The sequence below is a fragment of the Trebonia sp. genome, from assembly GCF_030042015.1.
Classification (GTDB): domain Bacteria; phylum Actinomycetota; class Actinomycetes; order Streptosporangiales; family Streptosporangiaceae; genus Trebonia.
Genome location: NZ_JASIAL010000436.1, coordinates 1 through 18,472, shown reverse-complemented (window position 1 = coordinate 18,472; position 18,472 = coordinate 1). Strand labels below are relative to the sequence as shown.

At 69.3% G+C, this 18,472-nt stretch carries 19 protein-coding genes; 13 read left to right on the top strand and 6 right to left on the bottom strand.

Features of this window, described 5'->3' with window-relative positions:
• The first annotated feature begins 29 nt into the window (after positions 1-29).
• The 4 genes from Q1N79_RS23395 to Q1N79_RS23380 all read left to right on the top strand — a co-directional run bounded on the left by Q1N79_RS23395 (position 30) and on the right by Q1N79_RS23380 (position 4,755).
• Complete coding sequence (locus Q1N79_RS23395) at positions 30-749, top strand: acVLRF1 family peptidyl-tRNA hydrolase (RefSeq protein WP_300612442.1); 720 nt, start codon at positions 30-32, stop codon at positions 747-749.
• 119 nt (positions 750-868) lie between these two features.
• On the top strand, positions 869-2,467 hold the full coding sequence (locus Q1N79_RS23390) for an ABC-F family ATP-binding cassette domain-containing protein (RefSeq protein WP_300612440.1): 1,599 nt from the start codon (positions 869-871) through the stop codon (positions 2,465-2,467).
• A gap of 87 nt (positions 2,468-2,554) precedes the next feature.
• Positions 2,555-2,770 (top strand): helix-turn-helix domain-containing protein, encoded by a 216-nt coding sequence (locus tag Q1N79_RS23385; protein ID WP_300612438.1) that lies wholly within the window; start codon positions 2,555-2,557, stop codon positions 2,768-2,770.
• Positions 2,771-2,868: 98 nt separating this feature from the next.
• The gene (locus tag Q1N79_RS23380; protein WP_300612436.1) at positions 2,869-4,755 is read left to right on the top strand and encodes an ABC transporter ATP-binding protein; all 1,887 of its coding nucleotides are present in this window, start codon (positions 2,869-2,871) and stop codon (positions 4,753-4,755) included.
• Between the two features lie 16 nt (positions 4,756-4,771).
• Here Q1N79_RS23380 and Q1N79_RS23375 read toward each other — a convergent pair whose 3' ends face one another.
• The gene (locus Q1N79_RS23375; protein WP_300612434.1) at positions 4,772-5,665 is read right to left on the bottom strand and encodes a sulfotransferase; all 894 of its coding nucleotides are present in this window, start codon (positions 5,663-5,665) and stop codon (positions 4,772-4,774) included.
• Between the two features lie 64 nt (positions 5,666-5,729).
• Here Q1N79_RS23375 and Q1N79_RS23370 point away from each other — a divergent pair, with 64 nt between their 5' ends.
• From Q1N79_RS23370 to Q1N79_RS23345, 6 genes are all read left to right on the top strand, one after another.
• The gene (locus tag Q1N79_RS23370) at positions 5,730-6,077 is read left to right on the top strand and encodes a hypothetical protein (RefSeq protein ID WP_300612433.1); all 348 of its coding nucleotides are present in this window, start codon (positions 5,730-5,732) and stop codon (positions 6,075-6,077) included.
• Positions 6,078-6,325: 248 nt separating this feature from the next.
• Positions 6,326-7,243: an ABC transporter substrate-binding protein gene (locus Q1N79_RS23365; protein WP_300612431.1), complete on the top strand. Its 918-nt coding sequence runs from the start codon at positions 6,326-6,328 to the stop codon at positions 7,241-7,243.
• 2 nt (positions 7,244-7,245) lie between these two features.
• Entirely contained in the window at positions 7,246-8,010 is a 765-nt protein-coding gene (locus Q1N79_RS23360) for an ABC transporter ATP-binding protein (protein WP_300612430.1), read from the top strand.
• Positions 8,000-8,848, top strand: coding sequence for an ABC transporter permease (locus Q1N79_RS23355; protein WP_300612429.1), 849 nt, complete (start codon positions 8,000-8,002; stop codon positions 8,846-8,848). The genes Q1N79_RS23360 and Q1N79_RS23355 overlap by 11 nt, the downstream gene beginning before the upstream one ends.
• Before the next feature lie 80 nt (positions 8,849-8,928).
• Positions 8,929-9,090, top strand: a complete 162-nt coding sequence (locus Q1N79_RS23350; protein WP_300612427.1) for a hypothetical protein — start codon at positions 8,929-8,931, stop codon at positions 9,088-9,090.
• Positions 9,091-9,154: 64 nt separating this feature from the next.
• Positions 9,155-9,994, top strand: coding sequence for an SAM-dependent methyltransferase (locus Q1N79_RS23345; RefSeq protein ID WP_300612425.1), 840 nt, complete (start codon positions 9,155-9,157; stop codon positions 9,992-9,994).
• A gap of 43 nt (positions 9,995-10,037) precedes the next feature.
• Here Q1N79_RS23345 and Q1N79_RS23340 read toward each other — a convergent pair whose 3' ends face one another.
• A complete protein-coding gene (locus Q1N79_RS23340) occupies positions 10,038-10,517 on the bottom strand; it encodes a RidA family protein (RefSeq protein WP_300612423.1) in 480 nt (159 codons plus the stop codon).
• Between the two features lie 27 nt (positions 10,518-10,544).
• Between Q1N79_RS23340 and Q1N79_RS23335 the strand changes: the two genes are divergently transcribed.
• Positions 10,545-12,095, top strand: coding sequence for a cobyric acid synthase (locus tag Q1N79_RS23335; protein WP_300612421.1), 1,551 nt, complete (start codon positions 10,545-10,547; stop codon positions 12,093-12,095).
• Between the two features lie 61 nt (positions 12,096-12,156).
• Here the strand turns inward: Q1N79_RS23335 and Q1N79_RS23330 are convergent, their stop codons facing one another.
• From Q1N79_RS23330 to Q1N79_RS23315, 4 genes are all read right to left on the bottom strand, one after another.
• Positions 12,157-13,311, bottom strand: a complete 1,155-nt coding sequence (locus Q1N79_RS23330) for a cobalamin-independent methionine synthase II family protein (protein WP_300612419.1) — start codon at positions 13,309-13,311, stop codon at positions 12,157-12,159.
• 71 nt (positions 13,312-13,382) lie between these two features.
• A complete protein-coding gene (locus tag Q1N79_RS23325; protein ID WP_300612417.1) occupies positions 13,383-13,529 on the bottom strand; it encodes a hypothetical protein in 147 nt (48 codons plus the stop codon).
• A gap of 184 nt (positions 13,530-13,713) precedes the next feature.
• Positions 13,714-14,112: a hypothetical protein gene (locus tag Q1N79_RS23320; protein WP_300612415.1), complete on the bottom strand. Its 399-nt coding sequence runs from the start codon at positions 14,110-14,112 to the stop codon at positions 13,714-13,716.
• Positions 14,113-15,068: 956 nt separating this feature from the next.
• Positions 15,069-15,803: an MBL fold metallo-hydrolase gene (locus Q1N79_RS23315; RefSeq protein WP_300612414.1), complete on the bottom strand. Its 735-nt coding sequence runs from the start codon at positions 15,801-15,803 to the stop codon at positions 15,069-15,071.
• A 601-nt stretch (positions 15,804-16,404) separates the two neighbouring features.
• On the opposite strand from Q1N79_RS23315, the gene Q1N79_RS23310 reads away from it, so the two are divergent.
• Together Q1N79_RS23310 and Q1N79_RS23305 are read left to right on the top strand one after the other, a co-directional pair.
• Positions 16,405-16,635: a hypothetical protein gene (locus Q1N79_RS23310; protein ID WP_300612412.1), complete on the top strand. Its 231-nt coding sequence runs from the start codon at positions 16,405-16,407 to the stop codon at positions 16,633-16,635.
• Positions 16,636-16,857: 222 nt separating this feature from the next.
• Positions 16,858-18,291, top strand: a complete 1,434-nt coding sequence (locus Q1N79_RS23305; RefSeq protein ID WP_300612410.1) for an IS1380 family transposase — start codon at positions 16,858-16,860, stop codon at positions 18,289-18,291.
• Positions 18,292-18,472 lie beyond the last annotated feature (181 nt).

The following is an 18,472-nucleotide window of genomic DNA, read 5'->3' as shown; positions in this document are numbered from 1 at the left end:
ACCCTTCTGCTGTACGGATAGTAAACACGATGAGGCAGTGCGTAGTGAAGAACATCGAAGGTCATGCCAGTAAATGGCTCGACGTGCCGGCGGCGCGGTTCCCTGGCTGGATCGACTCCTTCGCCGGCCGGCACGGCGAAGCCGCGCCGGCCGGCCTCGCGGTGACCCGCGCCGGGGACGCTGTGATCTTCACAGCAGCGGACGGCGCGGTCGCCGAATGCCATCCGCCGTTCCCGCCCGTCCACGGGCTGCCGGCGGCGTCCGCGGCGGACCCCGCCGGCCCGGCTGCTTACGCCTCGGCGATCGCCGCCCACTCCGCGATCCCGCGGACGGTGGGCGTGCTGCTTGTCCGGCTCGGCGGCTACGCGGCGGGCGTCTTCACCGGGTCGCCCCCGGTGCTCGCGGACTCGAAGACCGGCTCACGGCTGGTCCACGGGCGCAGCGCGGCCGGCGGCTGGTCGCAGCACAGGTTCGCCAGGCGAAGGGAGAAGCAGGCGGCGGAGGCGCTGCAGGCGGCCGCCGATGCCGCTGCCGCAGTGTTCGGGCGCTGGGGAGCACTGGACGCGGTCGTGCTCGGCGGGGACAGGCGGGCGGTTGCGGGATTGCGGGAGGACCCGCGGCTGTTGTCCTGCCTGGAACTGGCCACGGACCGGTTCCTGACCGTCCCCGACCCGAAGCTCGCGGTGCTGCGGGACACGCCGCGGCTGTTCCTCGCCGTGCGGATAAGGCTGACGACCCCGGCCGGCTGATCGGCTATCCTGAAGGCCTTGCCGCCACTGCGACGATCGGGAGCGCCGAAGGCGGAGCGCCCGCCGTATCGACAAATCGTCATGTCCGTTTATCGCTGACAGAGCTGGAGTGGGTAACCGTGATCGTCGCCAGCGGCGTGGAGTTGCGCGCCGGCGCCCGGCTGCTGCTCGCGGAAGCCTCGTTCCAGGTCGCCGAGGGGGACCGGATCGGCCTCGTCGGGCGCAACGGCGCGGGCAAGACCACGCTGGCGAAGGTGCTCGCCGGGCACGCCCAGCCCGCGGCGGGCACCGTCCGGCGCACCGGCAGCGTCGGCTACCTGCCGCAGGACCCGCGCACCGGCGACCTCGACGTGCTCGCGCTCGACCGGGTGCTGTCCGCCCGCGGGCTCGACGAGGTGCGCGAGGCGATGCGCAAGGCCGAGGCGCAGATGGCGGACGCGGACGAAGGCGTCGCGGAGAAGGCGATCCGGCGCTACGGAACCCTGTCTGACCGGCTCGCGGTCCTCGGCGGGTACGCGGCCGAGGCGCAGGCGGCCAGCCTGGCCGCGAGCCTCGGGCTGCCCGGCCAGGTGCTGCACCAGTCGCTGCGCACGCTGTCCGGCGGGCAGCGGCGGCAGGTCGAACTCGCGCGGATCCTGTTCGGCGACAGCCAGACGCTGCTGCTCGACGAGCCCACCAACCACCTGGACGCCGACTCGATCGTGTGGCTGCGCGACCACCTCAAGAGCTTCCGCGGCGGCCTGGTCGTCATCAGCCACGACGTCGGGCTGATCGAGCAGGTCGTGAACAAGGTCTTCCACCTGGACGCCAACCGCGCCGTGCTGGACATCTACAACGTCGGCTGGAAGGCCTACCTGGAACAGCGCGAGGCCGACGAGCGGCGGCGCCGCAGGGAGCGGGTCAACGCCGAGCGGCAGGCGACCGCGCTGCAGGCGCAGGCGGACAAGATGCGGGCCAAGGCGACGAAGGCGCGGGCCGCGCAGAACATGCAGCGGCGCGCCGAGCGGCTGCTCGCCGGGGTGGAGACCGAACGAGTCGCGGACCGGGCCGCCAGGCTCAGGTTCCCGGTGCCGGCGCCGTGCGGGCGCATCCCGCTGACCGCCAGCGGGCTGTCCAAGTCCTACGGCTCGCTCGAGGTGTTCACCGATGTCGACCTGGCCGTCGAGCGGGGGAGCCGGGTCGTCGTCCTCGGGCTTAACGGCGCGGGCAAGACCACGCTGCTGCGGCTACTCGCCGGCGTGGAAAAGCCCGACACGGGAAAAGTCACGGCAGGACACGGGCTGCGCCTTGGATATTACGCCCAAGAGCACGAGACGCTGGATAACGAGCGCACTCTCCTGGAGAACATGCGGACCGCGGCGCCGGAACTCACCGATTCCGAGCAGCGCCGTGTTCTGGGGTCATTCCTGTTCTCAGGCGACGATGTCGATAAACCCGTGGGCGTCCTTTCCGGCGGCGAGAAGACCCGGCTTGCGCTGGCACTTCTCGTGGTGTCCGGGGCGAACGTGCTGCTGCTTGACGAGCCGACAAACAACCTGGACCCGGCCAGCCGGGAGGAGATCCTCGCCGCGCTCGCAGGATATCAGGGCGCGATTGTTCTTGTTACTCATGATGAGGGAGCGGTTGACGCGCTATCCCCGGAACGGGTAATCGTGCTGCCCGAGGGAACCGAAGACGCGTGGAGCGAGGATTTCGCCGATCTCGTCGCACTCGCCTGACCAAGCGGGTGGCCAAGTACGCCCCGATAGGTGATCATTGCAAATGGGGGGCCGAGCGCAATGAGTTCCACCATACGGGAGGTACGTGTGGCCGAGACCCTCAGGAAGGGCACCCGGGTGACCGGGCCGGACCGCAGCAAGCTGGCAACCGACCTCAAGAAGCGCTACGACGGGGGCGAGTCCATCCGGGCGCTTGCGTCGGCCACGGGGAGATCGTACGGGTTCATTCACCGGCTCCTTACCGAGACCGGCGTGACCCTGCGCGGGCGGGGCGGCGCCACGCGCGGGAAGGTTATCGCATAGCGGTTCGCGGAGTTCGCCGCGGGCTTATCCGGTAGGGGAACTGACCCGGACCGCTGTAGGTTAAGAGGACTATGGTGGTTCACGGCCCGGGATTCCAGATGGCGCGCGGGTTCCGCATGGACCCCACGGTCACCAAGCAGAAGCTCAAGCCCGGAACGGTCCGCAGGATCGCCCGCTACGCGCGGCCCTATCGGCTCAAGCTGGCGCTGTTCCTGTTCGCGACGGCGCTGGACGCCGCCATCACGGTGGTCAACCCGCTGCTGCTGCGCGAGCTCATCGACAGGGGCATCATCGCCCGCGACGAGGGGGTCGTGATCGTCGTCGCGCTGACCGTCGCGGGGGTCTCCGTGTTCGACGCGCTCCTCGGCGTGATCGAACGCTGGTTCTCCTCGCGGATCGGCGAGGGACTGATCTATGACCTGCGCACCGAGGTCTTCGACCACGTGCAGCGGCAGCCGATCGCGTTCTTCACCCGCGCCCAGACCGGGTCCCTGGTCAGCCGCCTGGACGGGGACGTGGTGGGCGCGCAGCAGGCGATCGTGGGGACGCTGTCCAGCGTCGTGTCCAACGTGCTGTCGGTGATCTTCATCCTGATCGCCATGTTCTACCTGTCCTGGCTGGTCAGCGCGCTGGCGCTGCTGCTGATCCCGCTGTTCCTCTTCCCGGTGCGGATCGTCGGGCGCAGGCTGCAGCGGCTGTCCAGGGAGGCCATGCAGCTCAACGCCGAAATGGGCTCCACGATGACCGAGCGGTTCAACGTGGCCGGCGCGATGCTGGCCAAGCTGTTCGGACGGCCGCGCGAGGAGTCGGCGCTGTTCGCGTCCAAGGCCTTTAAGGTCCGCGAGGTCGGCGTCTCCAGGGACATGTACGGCTCGGCGCTGATCATCGGGATCACCCTGCTGACCGGGCTGTTCACCGCCGTGGTCTACGGGGTCGGCGGCTCGCTGGTGGTCAGGGGGGCGTTCGAGTTCGGCACGCTGGTCGCGCTCGCCCAGCTGATCGCCCGCGTTTACGGGCCGATCGGGTCGCTGTCCAACGTGCAGGTGCAGGTGATGACCGCGCTGGTCAGCTTCGACCGGGTCTTCGAGGTGCTCGACCTGGAGCCGCTGATCACGGAGAAGCCCGGGGCGGTCGTGCTGCCGAGGACCATGACGGAGAACGGGACTTCAGCCGCGCCGGACATCAGCTTCGACCACGTGTCGTTCCGCTACCCGACCGCGGCCGAGGTGTCGCTTGCCTCCCTGGAGTCGATCGCGCTGAAGACGCCCGAGCGGACCGGCGCCGTCGCCGGCGTGCTGCACGACGTCTCGTTCACCGCGCCGTCGGGGCAGCTGACCGCGCTGGTCGGGCCGTCGGGCGCAGGGAAGACCACGATCACCGCGCTGGTGTCGCGGATGTACGACCCGAACGAGGGGGCGGTGCTGATCGGCGGCCTTGACGTGCGGGACGTCACGCTGGAGTCGCTGCACGACGTGGTCGGCGTCGTCACGCAGGACGCTCACCTGTTCCACGACACGATCCGCGCCAACCTTCTCTACGCCCGCCCATCGGCTACCGAGAGGGAACTCATCGAGGCCTGCCGGGCCGCGCAGATCTGGGAGCTGATCGCGCTGCTGCCCGACGGGCTCGACACGGTCGTCGGCGACCGCGGCTACCGGCTATCCGGCGGCGAGAAGCAGCGCGTCGCGCTGGCCAGGCTGCTGCTCAAGGCGCCGTCGGTCGTCGTGCTCGACGAGGCCACCGCGCACCTGGACTCCGAGTCCGAGGTCGCGGTGCAGCGCGCGCTCAAGGTCGCGCTCACCGGCCGGACGTCGCTGGTGATCGCGCACCGGCTGTCCACGATCAGGGAGGCCAGCCAGATCCTGGTCATCGACGAGGGCCAGGTGGTCGAGCGCGGCCCGCACGAGAACCTGCTCGCTGACGGCGGCCTGTACGCCGAGCTGTACCACACCCAGTTCGCGCGCCAGGAGGGGGCCCACACGTAGCCAGGCCGCGGCCCGCTCACACGTAGCCGAGCCTGCGCAGTTCCTCGCCGGCGACTTTCTCGATGTCGGCCACCTGGCTGACGGTCAGCGAGCGTCGCCACGCCGCCTTCTCGCCCCTGGCCTGGCGATGGGCCTGCGCCGCCGGCGCGGCGATCTTCGTCCCGGTGAAGTCCGTCAGGATGGCCGCCGCCGAACCGGGGTCACGGACCATGTCCTCATAGCGCAGCGTCTTCAGCTGGCCCTCGGGGAGCGTCCGGCGCAGCCGCGCGGCGAGCCTGATCGCCCCCCGCCAGCGCAGCGCGCACTTGCCCGCAGGGGACAGCCCGGCCCAGGAGAGCCGGTCCGTCTCGTCCTCGATCCCGTAGAACGGGTTGGGGAACTCGGACTCGACGTTCGCCACACTGGACCGGAACCACGACAGCGCGACCGGGTCGCCGAGCATGGCCGCGACCGTGTCCCGCCCGTCCCTGACGACCTGCACGATCTGCGCGTCGGGAAACGCCCCGATCAGGGCCTCGGCGCAGTAGGTGAGATCCGGGCTCGCGTCGCCGAAGCGCTTCAGGCCGCGCAGCTCGACGCAGGGGCCGACCTCCGACGGCCGGAGCCCGGCCGCCGCCCGGCACTGGGCGGTGCACTCCAGGCAGCTGGTCGGGTTCACCTGCCAGCCCTGGGCGAAGGCGTCGCGCATGACGGCAGCGGCCGCCTCGCCGCGGCCGCTGTACAGCGACGGGCGGCGCGCGAACCCGTAGACCGCCTGCAGCACGCTGTGCTGCCCGATCGTGATGTGGAAGCCTGGTGAGATCTTCAGCGCCCGGCCGACGGCGTCCGCGCCGGAGTGCGGCGCGCCGATCACGAAGACCGGCCTGGTCACCTTGCGGGCGTTGACGATGAGGATGTGGCGCGAGGGCATGAAGGGTAGGTCTTTCTAGTCACCCCGTACGGTACCGGTGTGCCGGCCGCGTAGGCTACGTCTTGTGCGTGTACTACCCCGCGTCGTCGTGCTGGCCGCCGTGCTGTGCCTGCTGGGCCTGACCGGGTGCGCGCAGTTTGACAAGGCACTGGGGCAGGAGCAGGCGCTGGTCTCGTTCAAGGACGGGACGCCGGTCTCGGTCCGGCTGCAGGTGCGGGCCGCGTGCGCGAAGGTGCCGAACGTGAGCGCCGTGCCCATACCGGCCGGCGTCCCGCTGACGTCGGCGACCGCCGAGATCGAGTACACGGTCACCAACGCCTCTGACGCCGACATCGCGCGGCTGTCGGAATGCCTGGCCAAGTACCCGTCCGTGCTGAACATGGACCTGCAGGACGAATCGGACGACTCTTAGCGCCGTAGCGCCGTAGCGCCGACGCCCGCCGTTACAAGTTTTGCTGATATGTTTCCTAGTTTGATGGTGGGGTATATAGTTGCCTTCTGTCTACCAAACCGATAGAGAATGGGCACTTAATGCGCAGGATCTTGGCTGGTGCCGCTGCCGTCGCCGGCAGCGCGCTTCTCGTCGCGGCCTGCTCCTCAGCAGGCTCAAGCAGCTCCAGTGCCACCTCGGGCGGAGCTACCCAAGCCGCGGCGGCGCCGGTGACAGTGCGGCTCGGGTTCCTCGCGAACATCACGCACGCGCCCGCGCTTGTCGCGCTCAAGAACGGCTACTTCGCCACCGCGCTCGGCTCCGCCGGCACGGTGCGGGCGACCGCTTTCAGCAGCGGTACGCAGGAGACCACCGCCATCCTCGCGGGTCAGCTCGACGCCGCCTACGTGGGGCCGAACCCGGCGATCAACGCCTGGCAGAAGTCCGGCGGGACCGCCATCAAGATCGTCGCCGGCGCCGCGACCGGCGGCGCCTCGATCGTCGTGAAGCCATCGATCACCTCCGCCGCCCAGCTCAAGGGCCAGTCGCTGGCCACGCCGTCGCTCGGCAACACCCAGGACGTGGCGCTGCGGTACTGGCTCAAGCAGCACGGCCTCACCACGAGCGCGACCGGCGGCGGTGACGTGTCCATCAAGCCGACCACCCCGAACTCAGCCGCGGTGCTCGAGTTCGAGTCCGGGCAGATCGCGGGCGCGTCCGAGCCGGCCCCGTACGACGTCGAGATGGTCAAGGACGGCGGCAGGGTGCTGCTGTCCGAGCCTGGCGTCACGACCGTGCTGATGGTCACCCAGTCGTTCCTGTCGGCGCACCCGGCGATCGTCGCCGACCTGCTGAAGGCGGAGATCGAGGCGATCGGTTTCATCAAGAGCAACCCGACGGCGGCGCAGGCGGACGCCAACGCTGAGCTTGCCGCTTACACGGGCAAGCCGCTGAAGGCGAGCATCGTGGCCGCGTCCTTCAACGAGATCGACTTCACGCTCGACCCGGACGCGTCCTCGCTGACCGCCGACGCCCAGCAGGCCGTCAGCCTCGGGCTGCTCAAGCCGGTCAACCTGGCCGGCATCTTCGACCTCACGCCGCTCAACACGCTGCTCGCCGCGGACGGCCAGCCGCAGGTCAGCTCGTAGCCATGAGCACAGCCGTGACGGAGGCGCCTGCGGCGGTCACGCTCTCCGGCGTCTCCAAGGTGCACGGGCACGGCCGCGGCGCAGTGCACGCTCTCGACCAGGTGTCGCTGACCGCGCCGCCGGGGGAGTTCACCTGCCTGATCGGCGCGTCCGGCTGCGGGAAGTCCACGCTGCTCTCGCTGGTCGCCGGCCTGGACAAGCCGACGAGCGGCCAGGTCACCGTGGGCGGGCGGGTCGCGCTGATGTTCCAGGAGCCCGGGCTGTTCCCCTGGCTGTCCGCGGCAGGCAACGTCGAGGTCGCGCTGCGGGCCCGCGGGATCGGCCGCGCGGAGCGCAAGAGGCGGGCGGCCGAACTGCTCGACGTCGTGCACCTCGGCGGGTTCGGCAAGAAGCAGCCGCATGAGCTGTCCGGCGGCATGCGCCAGCGGGTCGCGCTGGCCCGCGCGCTCGCGCAGGAGGCCGACGTCCTCCTTATGGACGAGCCGTTCGGCGCACTGGACGCGATGACCAGGGACTTCCTCCATGACGAGCTTGACCGGATCTGCGCCGGCCGCAACCTCACGGTGCTGTTCGTCACGCACAACGTCCGCGAGGCGGTGCGCCTGGGGGACCGCGTGATCCTGCTCAGCAGCCGTCCGGGCCGGATCATCGCCGAGTACCCGGTGCCCATGCAGCGGCCGCGGCGGATCGACTCCGCGCCGGTCGCCGAGCTCGCCGGGACGATCACCGACCGGCTGCGCGAGGAGGTAGGCCGCCATGGCAAGTAACACGCTGGCCGGGCTGGACGCGCTCGACCTGGACGTCCCGGCGCGCGACAGCGGGCGGCTCGGCTACCGCGCCTGGGCCTGGCTGTGGCCCAAGGCGCTCGCCGTCGCGCTGGTGATCCTCGCGTGGGAGCTCGTGCACCTCACCGGCTGGAAGAAATACGTCCTCCCCGGCCCCGGGGTGACGCTGAGCAACCTGTGGGACCAGGCGCAGACTGCCCTGCTCTGGCACGCGATCCGCACCACGCTTGAGCGCGCCGTGATCGGCTTCGCGCTGGCGGTCCTGATCGGCATGGTCGTGGGCGCGCTCGTCTCGCGCATCCCCCCGCTGCGCGCCGCGGTCGGCAGCATGATCACTGCCCTGCAGACGATGCCGTCGATCGCCTGGTTCCCGTTCGCGATCATCCTGTTCGGCGAGACCACGAGCGCGATCCTGTTCGTCATCGTGCTCGGCGCCGCCCCGTCGATCGCCAATGGGCTCATCACCGGCGTGGACTACACCCCGCCGCTGCTGCTCAAGGCCGGGACGCTGATGGGATTGCGCAGGCTGTCGCTGTACCGGCACCTGATCTTGCCCGCCTCGCTGCCGTCGTTCGTGGCCGGGCTCAAGCAAGGCTGGGCGTTCGCCTGGCGCAGCCTGCTGGCCGGCGAGCTCCTGGTGCTCATCGCCAACCAGCCGTCGATCGGCGTCCTGCTCTCCACCTACCAGGCGCAGGCCGACATGGCCAGCACCGTCGCGATCATGATCGTGATCCTCATCCTCGGCCTGTGCGTTGACAGCGCGTTCGGGGCCGCCGACCGCGCCATCCGCCGCCGCTGGGGGCTGACCGGGACGGGATAGCGCCGGCGTGTCGCGACCGGGCGAGCTTTGGCCGAGGGTGTACGTTTCCCCAGGCCGCTTGACCGCACGGGAAGCACTGGATGGACAACCTGACCATTGACGGGGGCAGCCTGCCGGAAACACCGGCACGTGCCAACCCGCCGGAACCCGATACGGACCAGGAACTTGACCGCGCGCTCGCCCGCGCCATCCGCCGCCTCATAGCGATTGTGCATGCACAAGAAGCGGATAACCTGGACTAACCGCCAACGACACGCGCTAGTGTTACGTGAGGGTGCAGGGCGCACGGCGGCATGGAGATCTTCGATGACTGAAGGCATACCCCGCGACATCGGCAAGGCACTCGCCGATATCGACATCACCAGGCCCAATGTCGCACGCGTGTACGACTACTTCGTCGGCGGGAAGGACAACTTCGCGGCCGACCGTGAGTTCGCGAACAAGGCCATGGATATCGCCCCCAAGGCGCCGCTCGCCGCCCAGGCCAACCGGATGTTCCTGCGCCGGGTGGTGAGCTACCTGGCCGGCGAGGCGGGCATCACCCAGTTTCTCGACATCGGCTCAGGGCTGCCCACCGCGGGCAACACGAGCGAGGTCGCGCACGAGATCAACCCCAACGCCCACGTCGTCTACGTCGACAACGACCCGGTCGTTTACACGCACAGCAAGGCGCTGCTCGCCGACTCCGTGACGGTCGACATCATCAACGCCGACATCCGCGATCCCGCCACCATCCTCACCGACCCCGCCGTCCTGCGCCTGCTCGACTTTGACCGGCCCATCGGCCTGCTGCTGCTCGCGGTCCTGCACCACATCGAGGATCACGAGGATCCGGCCTGGATCGTGGCCCGGCTCCGCGACGCCATGCCGTCGGGCAGTTATCTCGCGATCTCAAGCTTCCGCATGCCCGGCCCTGAGCTTCCGGAACTGCGCGCCAAGACGATCGAGGGCGAAAAGCTCCTCGCCCAGGGGCTCGGCAGCGGCCGCTGGCGGGAGGAAGAGGAGCTCCGCACCTGGTTCGGCGACTGGGAGCTGCTCCCGCCCGGGTTCGTGTCCCTGCTGGAATGGCGGCCGCCGACGCCTGAGCACATCGAGCGGGACGAGGTTTACCACAGCTTCTTCGGCGGGCTCGCGCGGAAGAAGTAAACCGCTGCCACAGAGTAAGCCGGGATCGTTCGGGATAATTGCCTTAATCCACCGCAACCTCGGCTTCGATCTCCACCGGGATGTCGAACGGGAGCGCCGCCACCCCGATCGCGGAGCGGGCGTGCGGGCCGGCCTCGGGGCCCCACAGGTCGATGATGAGGTCGGAGAAGCCGTTGATGACCGCGGGCGTCCTGGAGAAGCCGGGCGCCGTGTTCACCATGCCGAACACCCGCAGCCAACCCGTCACCCGGTCCAGGTCGCCGAGGGCGCGCTGCAGGCTGGCCAGCATGGCGAGCGCGGTCGCGCGGGCGGCCGCGTAGGCCTGTTCTTCCGTGACGTCGGCGCCGACCTTGCCGAGCGTCGCGGTCAGCGAGCCGTCGGGCTGGAGGGGGCCGTGGCCGGAGGCGAAGGCGCGGCCGGGCCATAGCCGCACCCACGGGAACGGCAGCGCCACGCCCGACGGCGTCTGCATGGGCTGGGGGAGCTCGAGGCCGAGTTCGGCCAGGCGGCGTTCGATGCGCATGGTGTCATCTTGCCGCACACTGGGGGGATGCGCGGGTCGCTCCTGGTCGCCGGTACCACGTCGGATGCCGGCAAGTCGGTGCTGACCGCGGGCATTTGCCGGTGGCTCGCGCGCGCGGGCGTGCGGGTGGCTCCCTTCAAGGCGCAGAACATGTCCAACAACTCCATGGTCGCGCCCGACGGCGCCGAGATCGGGCGGGCGCAGTGGATGCAGGCCGCGGCGGCCGGCGTGCCCGCGGAGGCGGCGATGAACCCGGTCCTGCTCAAGCCCGGCAGCGACAAGCGCAGCCACCTGGTGGTCATGGGGCACCCGGCGGGCGAGGCCAGCGCCGCGGGGTACTGGGGGAGCGGCGAGGGACGGGCACGGCTGTTCGACACGGTGCTCGCGGCCTACGACGACCTGCGGGCCCGGTTCGATGTCGTGGTGTGCGAGGGCGCCGGGTCGCCGGCCGAGATCAACCTGCGGCGGAACGACATCGTGAACATGGGGCTGGCGCGGGCGCGGGGCCTGCCGGTGATCGTCGCCGGGGACATCGACCGCGGGGGCGTGTTCGCGGCGCTGTTCGGCACGCTGGCGCTGCTGTCCGCGGCGGATCAGGCGCTGGTCAGCGGCTTCGTGGTCAACAAGTTCCGCGGCGAACAAGCGCTGCTCGCACCGGCGCTGCGCCGGTTGCGCGAACTCACGGCCAGGCCGGTGCTCGGGGTGGTGCCCTGGCTGCCGGGGATCTGGCTCGACGCCGAGGACGCTGTGGTCGTCGAGCGTTCGCCGATGATCATCCCGAACGGCGGGTGTGCCCCCGTGGCGGCGCGCGATGTGCTGCGGGTCGGGGTCATCCGGCTGCCGCGCATCTCCAATTTCACCGACGTCGACGCGCTCGCGATCGAGCCCGGGGTCGCGGTGCGCTTCGTCGCTTCTGCGGCCGAGGTGGCCGAGGCCGACCTCGTGGTGGTGCCGGGGACGCGGGCCACGATCAGTGATCTCGGGTGGCTGCGCGAGCGCGGGCTTGACGCCGCGCTGGCGCGCCGGGCGGCGGCGGGGCGTCCCGTGCTCGGCATTTGCGGCGGCTACCAGATTCTCGGCGGGCTTATTCACGACGGGGTGGAGAGCACGTCGCCGGTCGCCTCCGGGCTTGGCCTGCTGCCGGTGACGACGCGGTTCGCGGCGGACAAGGTGCTCGGACGGCCGTGCGGGTACGCGGGCCAGCTGCCGGTAGCCGGGTATGAGATCCACCACGGCGAGGTGCGCGTGACCGGGGGATCGCCGTGGTTCACCAGCGCGCCAGGCGGGGGCGACGCCCTCGACGGCTGCCGGCTTGGCTCGGTCGACGGCACGCTGTGGCATGGCGTGCTGGAGAACGACGCGTTCCGGCAGGCCTACCTGTCAGAGGTCGCGCTGGCGGCGGGACTCGACTGGAAGCCGGTGCCAGGCACGTCGTTCGAGGCGGCGCGGCAGGCGCAGTTCGACCTGCTGGCGGACGCCGTGGAGCGGCACCTGGACACCGGCGCGCTGCTGCGGCTCATCGGGGAGGGGCCGACGCCGGGCATGCCCGCGGTGCGACCGGCCCTCGGGCCGGCGTGACGCCCGTGCCGTCCTCCCCGCTGGTGCTCCGCCCTCCGCTCCTTCTTCTTGCTGTTACCGGCTACCAGAGCCGGGCGGTCGCCCGCCGAGCGCCTTCGGCCAGGGCCTCGAACTTCGCCCAGACGATCTTGGGCTGGATCTCGGGGATGTAGGTGGCCTGCGAGGAGAAGCCGCAGTCGGCGCTGGCGACGACGTTCTCCCTGCCGACGACCTCGGCGAACCTGACGATGCGGTCGGCGATCGTGTCGGGGTGCTCGACGATGCTCGTGGCGTGGCTGATCACTCCGGGCAGCAGCACCGTGTCCGGCGGGAGCTTGACGGTTTCGAAGACGTGGTAGCTGTGCTCGTGCCGCGGGTTGGCGGCCTCGAAGGAGAAGGCGCCCGCGTCGATCTGCAGCAGCGTGTCGATCAGGTCCGACAGCGGCGCGTCGTGCACGCGCGGGCCCTCGTTGATGCCGTAGCAGGTGTGCAGCCGGACCCGGTCCCGCGGAATGCCCGCCAGGCCGCGGTTGATCGCGTCGACGTACAGCTGCACGGTCTCGAGCTTCTCCGCATGGGAGGCCGGCAGGTAGCTGAACTCCTCGGTGAGAAAGGGCTCGTCGATCTGCAGCGTGAACCCGGCGTCGACGATCGCCCGGTACTCGACGTGCAGCGCGTCGGCGACCGCGTCCAGGTACTCCTCTTCATCCCGGTAGTAGTGATTGTCGCCAACGCCACTCGGCGCCACGGCGCAGACGAACACCTCGTCAGGGCCGGCGTCGCCAACCGCGGCGCGCAGCGCCGCCAGGTCGCCCGCGATCTGTTCCTGCCCGATGTAGGAGACGGGGCCGGTGCAGTCGAGGGAAGGGGCGGGGACGGCCATTCCGCCGGTCATCGCGCGCTTGAAGTACGCCTCGTAATACTCGGGGAACGCGTCGATCTCCGGCCGGAACTTGTCCTGGGTGGTGCGCCCCGCGCCCGGGGTGTACCCGCTCAGCCGCTGCCCGATGTAGGAGAAGAATCCCGCCTTGCCCTGCTCTCCGTCGCTGATCACGTCAAGCCCGGCCGCGCGCTGCCTCGCGACCGCGTCCGCGACCGCCTGGCGGTGCACGGTATCGAATTTCTCCTGGTCGACCAGTTCGCCCGCGGCGGACGCCCGCATCAGGTCCAGCAGCGCCACAGGCCGGGCCAGGCTGCCGACGTGCGTGGTGTAGATACGGTCAACGCTGCGCTGCATGGCAGCCTCCGTTCGGTGCGGCGGGGCCAGATCGCCAGGAGTGGCGCTGCGGTCAATTGTGACTGCGCTGATCACTCGCCGGAAGTCGTCCCAGCTAGTTCGCTCACGATACCCAGGTGGCCGAGGTGCCGGGCGTACTCCCGCACCAGGTGACCGGACCGCACCATCACCGCCGCCGGCCCGCTCCCCGTCGGCGACAGCGGCCTGACCCCCGGCATCTCTCATCCGCCGGGCACCGGCCTGTCCTCGGTGTCGGTGACCTCGCCCTCCAACGCCTGGGCCCGACGTCCTTACCTCACATCTGCCCATCCGCTTGCCAGCGACCCCCGGCCGACCGCCCTGCACTGGAACGGCGGCGCATGGCGGCGGGTGCCGCTGCGGGCCAAGTCAGGGCTCTCGCTCTCATCGGTTCAACGGATGGCTATGCATTTCGGTGGTTACCTCATAGCCTTGCTCGATGAGATACTGCGATAGCCCCTTTTCGATGATGGTCCGCACCAGGATATTCGCATGCACTTTCTTCGGCCCCAGCGGGATCAGCAGAAGGAACTTCGCCTGCGTGGTCCTAGATCTCCGGATCATGGTGGTGAGGACGCTGCCGCGACCGTTGGGTGAGATTTGCACATCGAATGTGCCGGCCAGAGCCGTCTCCAGGCGGTAGCTGTACCTGCCAAGCTCCTGAATCTGTCCAATACGAGCGCGCATGGAGTTAGCGGTCCACACCTTACCAAGCAGCACGGCCACCGTATCGGGATCGGCGGATGTAGAAAGAGTATAGTCATTAACGATTACGGTGCCCATGGTGCTCCTCTGGCCGCATGCTCGGCGGAAGTTCGGCAGGCTTCTTGGTCTTGATAATGAGAGCCGCTATGCCCATTGCTACGACTATGGCGATGACCGCGACAATGGCGAACACTATCTCCTTGTGCGCGAGCTGGCCCAGCATAGCTGCCTCCTGATTGGATGATCATTGGAGAATGCCGGACGTCCCGCCCCCAGGCCGACAAGACACGGCTTCACCGCTGGAGATAGGACGCCCGAACAGCGCACAGGGTTGACAATCCCGGCGAGCGCCCGTCCGGCCACCTGATCGGAAAGCGGCACGGTGCCGGCAAACAGGGGGCCGCCTCGCTGATCGCACACCGCGTACCAGCCGACCGGCCGGCTGCGGCACGACCGCGCAACCGCCCGCATCTCCAGTCATCTACGTTGCCTTCGGACTCTCATCGGTGCGCGGCAATTCTGCGTTATCCGCAGCTATCTCGCCACCGCATAGCTCTCTCCCATTCATGCTGGTTTGCCGACAGAGCGTTACCAGGTAACGCGCTCCATCGGAGGAGGCGCGCATCGGAGCGGGTGAGGTTATTGGGCGCATGTCTCAATTCGGTCTCTAACTAAAGAGTTACATCGGCCTTACCTGACGCCTGAGTATCCGCCCTCACAACACTCTCATTTCGGCACGGGTGCAACGTCCTCTATTCGGCGGAAGAGGGCGTCTCGGTCCGTCTCGGTCCGTCTCGGTCGGCTCTGGCGGTGACCGCTCCGGCGCCGGCGAATGCGCGCGTATCCGTCGGCCGCGTACGCCGCGTTCGGCTCGTTACAGCAGCCCATCCGGTTGATGGCCGGGTTTGCTCGTCCCCTGGCTCCGCGGTCGGCCCTGCGTGAGTGGGAAGCATGGCGGTTCGCCTCACTCACCCGGGCCGGCGTGCCTTACCTGGGGGATTGGCCCGCCGTGGGTCCGTGGTCGCCAGCCCGGGTTACAGGTCCAGGACCATCCCGTCGTAAGCGGCGGGCACGTCGGCGTTGGCGAGCCTGGTGAGCATGCCAGGCGACATATGAGTGAGCACGATCCGCTGGGCGGTGATCTGTCCGAGGTGCGCGCACAGCGTCTGGTAGTCCAGGTGGTAGCGGACGGGCCGGTCGAAGGTGTAGGCCTCCACGGCGAACAGGTCCGCCCCGTCCGCTGCCTCGGCCAGCGCCGCGGTCCACTGCGTGTCCCCGGAGTAGGCGAAGCTCACGCCGTCCAGGTCGACCCGCAGTGCCAGCGGCGGCGCGCCGCAGGGGTGCTCGACCTGCCATCCGCGCACCGTCGCCGCGCCCAGGGCGGCCGGCTGCCCGTCGGTAGCCAGTTCGGTTACCTGTACCGGGAACCGCCGCCGCGCCTGGCTGGAGCCGGGGAACAGTGTCTCCATCGTTTCGGCCAGCCGCGCCCGGATGCCCGGCGGGCCGGCCACCTGCAGCGGCGCGGTCCGGCGGGAGAACTGGCCGTCGAGGATCAAGAAGGGCAGTCCGCCGAAATGATCCCCGTGCAGGTGAGTCACCGCGACCGCGCCGACCGCGTTCGGGTCAAGCCCCTGGGCCTTGAGCGCCACCAGGCTGGTAGCCCCGCAATCAACTAGCAGAACCTGCTCCTGGCCAGACAAGTGGATGCACGTCTGCCACCGCCCGCCACTGCCGAACGCGTCACCGCTGCCAGCGAACCGAACCCTCATGGCGGCATCCTCACCCACCCGGCGCCGCGCGGGACAACTGCCCCCCACGATCAGCGACCACAGCCAGAGCGAACCCGAGTTGCACGCTTGAACCGGTCCATGGCGAGTCGGCGCTCTGCTCGCCGCAGCGCGGCCGTGGCCATAGGAAATTTACCGCCGCGCAGTCTGAACCGTTCCGCGCTCGCGGCCGTGGTTAAGGGCATCATGATCCACGCAGATCGACTGGTGCCGGGGATCAATTTGGATGGTCATGTTGTTTGCCGGGGCGGGAAAGAACGCGCCGCTCGCTAAAGACAATCCATGGGACTCCACGGAATCTCGTCCAGCCCGCGTAGGGCGCGCTGGCTATTGACCAATGTTACGGGGGGCTGACATGAATAAGGGGATCATCGTTGCCGCTATCGGAATGACCGTGCTGGCGACGGTAGCAGGAATCAGCGGATGCGGCGGCAGCATTTCAGCATCGGCACCGAAGCCAGCACCGCCTGCTACGACACACGGGGCTGCGCCAGCATCACCGAAGCCTACGGCAGGCGACGGTAACCAGGCCCAGGCGGCGACAGCGGCTCAGCTTGCCGACCAGAGCCAGACCCCAGGCGGCATGGCCTCTAACGGCGTGCTCACCTGCCAGAGCACAACTGACCACGGCAACCTGCAGGCTAATGGGCAGCCTCCGCTTACCACGGCGCAGGTCATCGCCGCGCTCAAGGCGGTGGGCACGCTCAGCGCCGTCAACCCGCCGAGCATCACCGCGGAGAACACGCTCTCTACTGCCGAGCAAGACCTGGTCAACCTCCAGTACTCAGCAGTTAAGGACCGACTTCGGTGCTGACGCTTGTGAAGCGGCTGTGAGCTGGTATTTCTCGGTCCTGCTGGTTGCAGGGGCGTGCACCTTATGGGTGCGGGGCCATCAGGGCCCGGAGGACTTGAAAGAGGGGACGGCCGCGCAGCGGCCGTCCCCTCTTTCGGTGTTCCGAAGGCGAAGAGCGCCCGGGTTCTGGGAGATTGCGGGTTACCACACCAAGCAAAAACCAGCACTGGAGCGCTCTTCGCGATGAAGCATAACGGGTGGGACGATGCCCTGAAGGTCACCGCGGGCGGAAAGGGCCTGGTCGGCCACGCCGGCGCGATCCTGCTCCGCAAGGCCGCCGACCAGGCCGGGCTCACGGACGGCCTCAGCTGCGCACTGAAGGAAAAGCGCACGTCACCGCTGCTCGACCGCGGGATTGCCATCGTCTCGATGGCCGCAGCGATCGCGCTCGGGGCCACGAGCATGAGCGACATCGCCCTGCTCGCCCACCTCGCCCCGCTGTTCGGTGCCGCCCCCAGCGGGCCGACGGTCCGCCGGGCCCTGGACCTGGCAGGAAGCCCGCGGATGCTGGACCGGATCGCCCGCGCCCGCGCGAAGGCCAGGGCACACGCGTGGGCGCTCATCGCCGCGGCCGCGACGGGGTTCCCGTGGCTGGCCGTCGCAGGGAAGGTCCTCGACGGGTGGGTCGTCATCGACATGGACGCGACCCTGGTCACCGCCCACAGCGCCAAGGAGGGAGCAGCTCCCACCTGGAAGAAAGGATACGGTTTCCACCCGCTGGGGGCCTGGTGCCGGAACACGCGGGAGTGCCTGGCCATGCTGCTCAGGCCCGGGAACGCCGGGTCGAACACCTTCACGGATCATAAGGAGATACTGGCCGCCGCGCTGAGACAGGTCCCGTCCCGGTTCCGGCGGAAGATCCTCGTCCGGGTCGACGGGGCCGGGGCCAGCCACGACCTGATCAAGCACCTGCTGTCCCTGAACACGAAAAGGAAGAAGGTGCTGTTCACGACCGGCTGGATGATCACCGCCGCCGACGAGGACGCCATCGCGATGGTCCCCGCCGGCGTGTGGAAGCCCGGGACCTGCCAGGACGGCACCGCCGAGGAAGACAAGGACGTCGCCGAGATCACGCACCTGCTGACCAGGGCGGAGAACTGGCCGGACGGCCTGCGGTTCATCGTCCGCAGAGTGAAGCCGTCGCGCCGGCAGATGAAGAACCTGACCGCCTTCGAGAAGAAGACCGGCTGGCGCTACTCCGTGATCTGCACCAATATCCCCGACTCCGGCATCGAAGGGGTTCCCGGCAGCCACCACCCGCAGTTCACCGACGTGCTGCACCGCGAGCACGCCTGCGTCGAGACCGCCGGCGTCCGCACCGCCAAGGCCATGGGACTGCGGAACCTCCCGTCGAAAACCTGGCAGGTCAACGCAGGGTGGGTCATCGCTGCGAATATCGCAGCCGACCTCGCCGCCTGGACCCGCCTCCTCGGCCACCACGACGAGGAACTCCGCGCCGCCAACCCGGACACACTTCGCTACCGGATCTGGCACCTGCCGGCCAGGCTCGTCCGCCACGCCCGCCAGCGCACCCTCAACATCAGCGGCGACTGGCCATGGGCCCAGGCATTCCTGGACTGCTGGCACCGGCTCTGCGCCCTGCCCGCACCCGCGTGACCAGCACGAGCCATCCCAGCGACACGGAAGGAGGACAAGGCCGGCGCGGTCGGAGCCGGCGCACTCCCGGGCACACCGGGAACCCGTGCACCCCAAGACCCAGCCGAAACGGACACGGGGACCGAAAACGGAAGCAGGCACAATCGGTAACCGGCCCTCGGCACGCCTGAACGATTGAGGT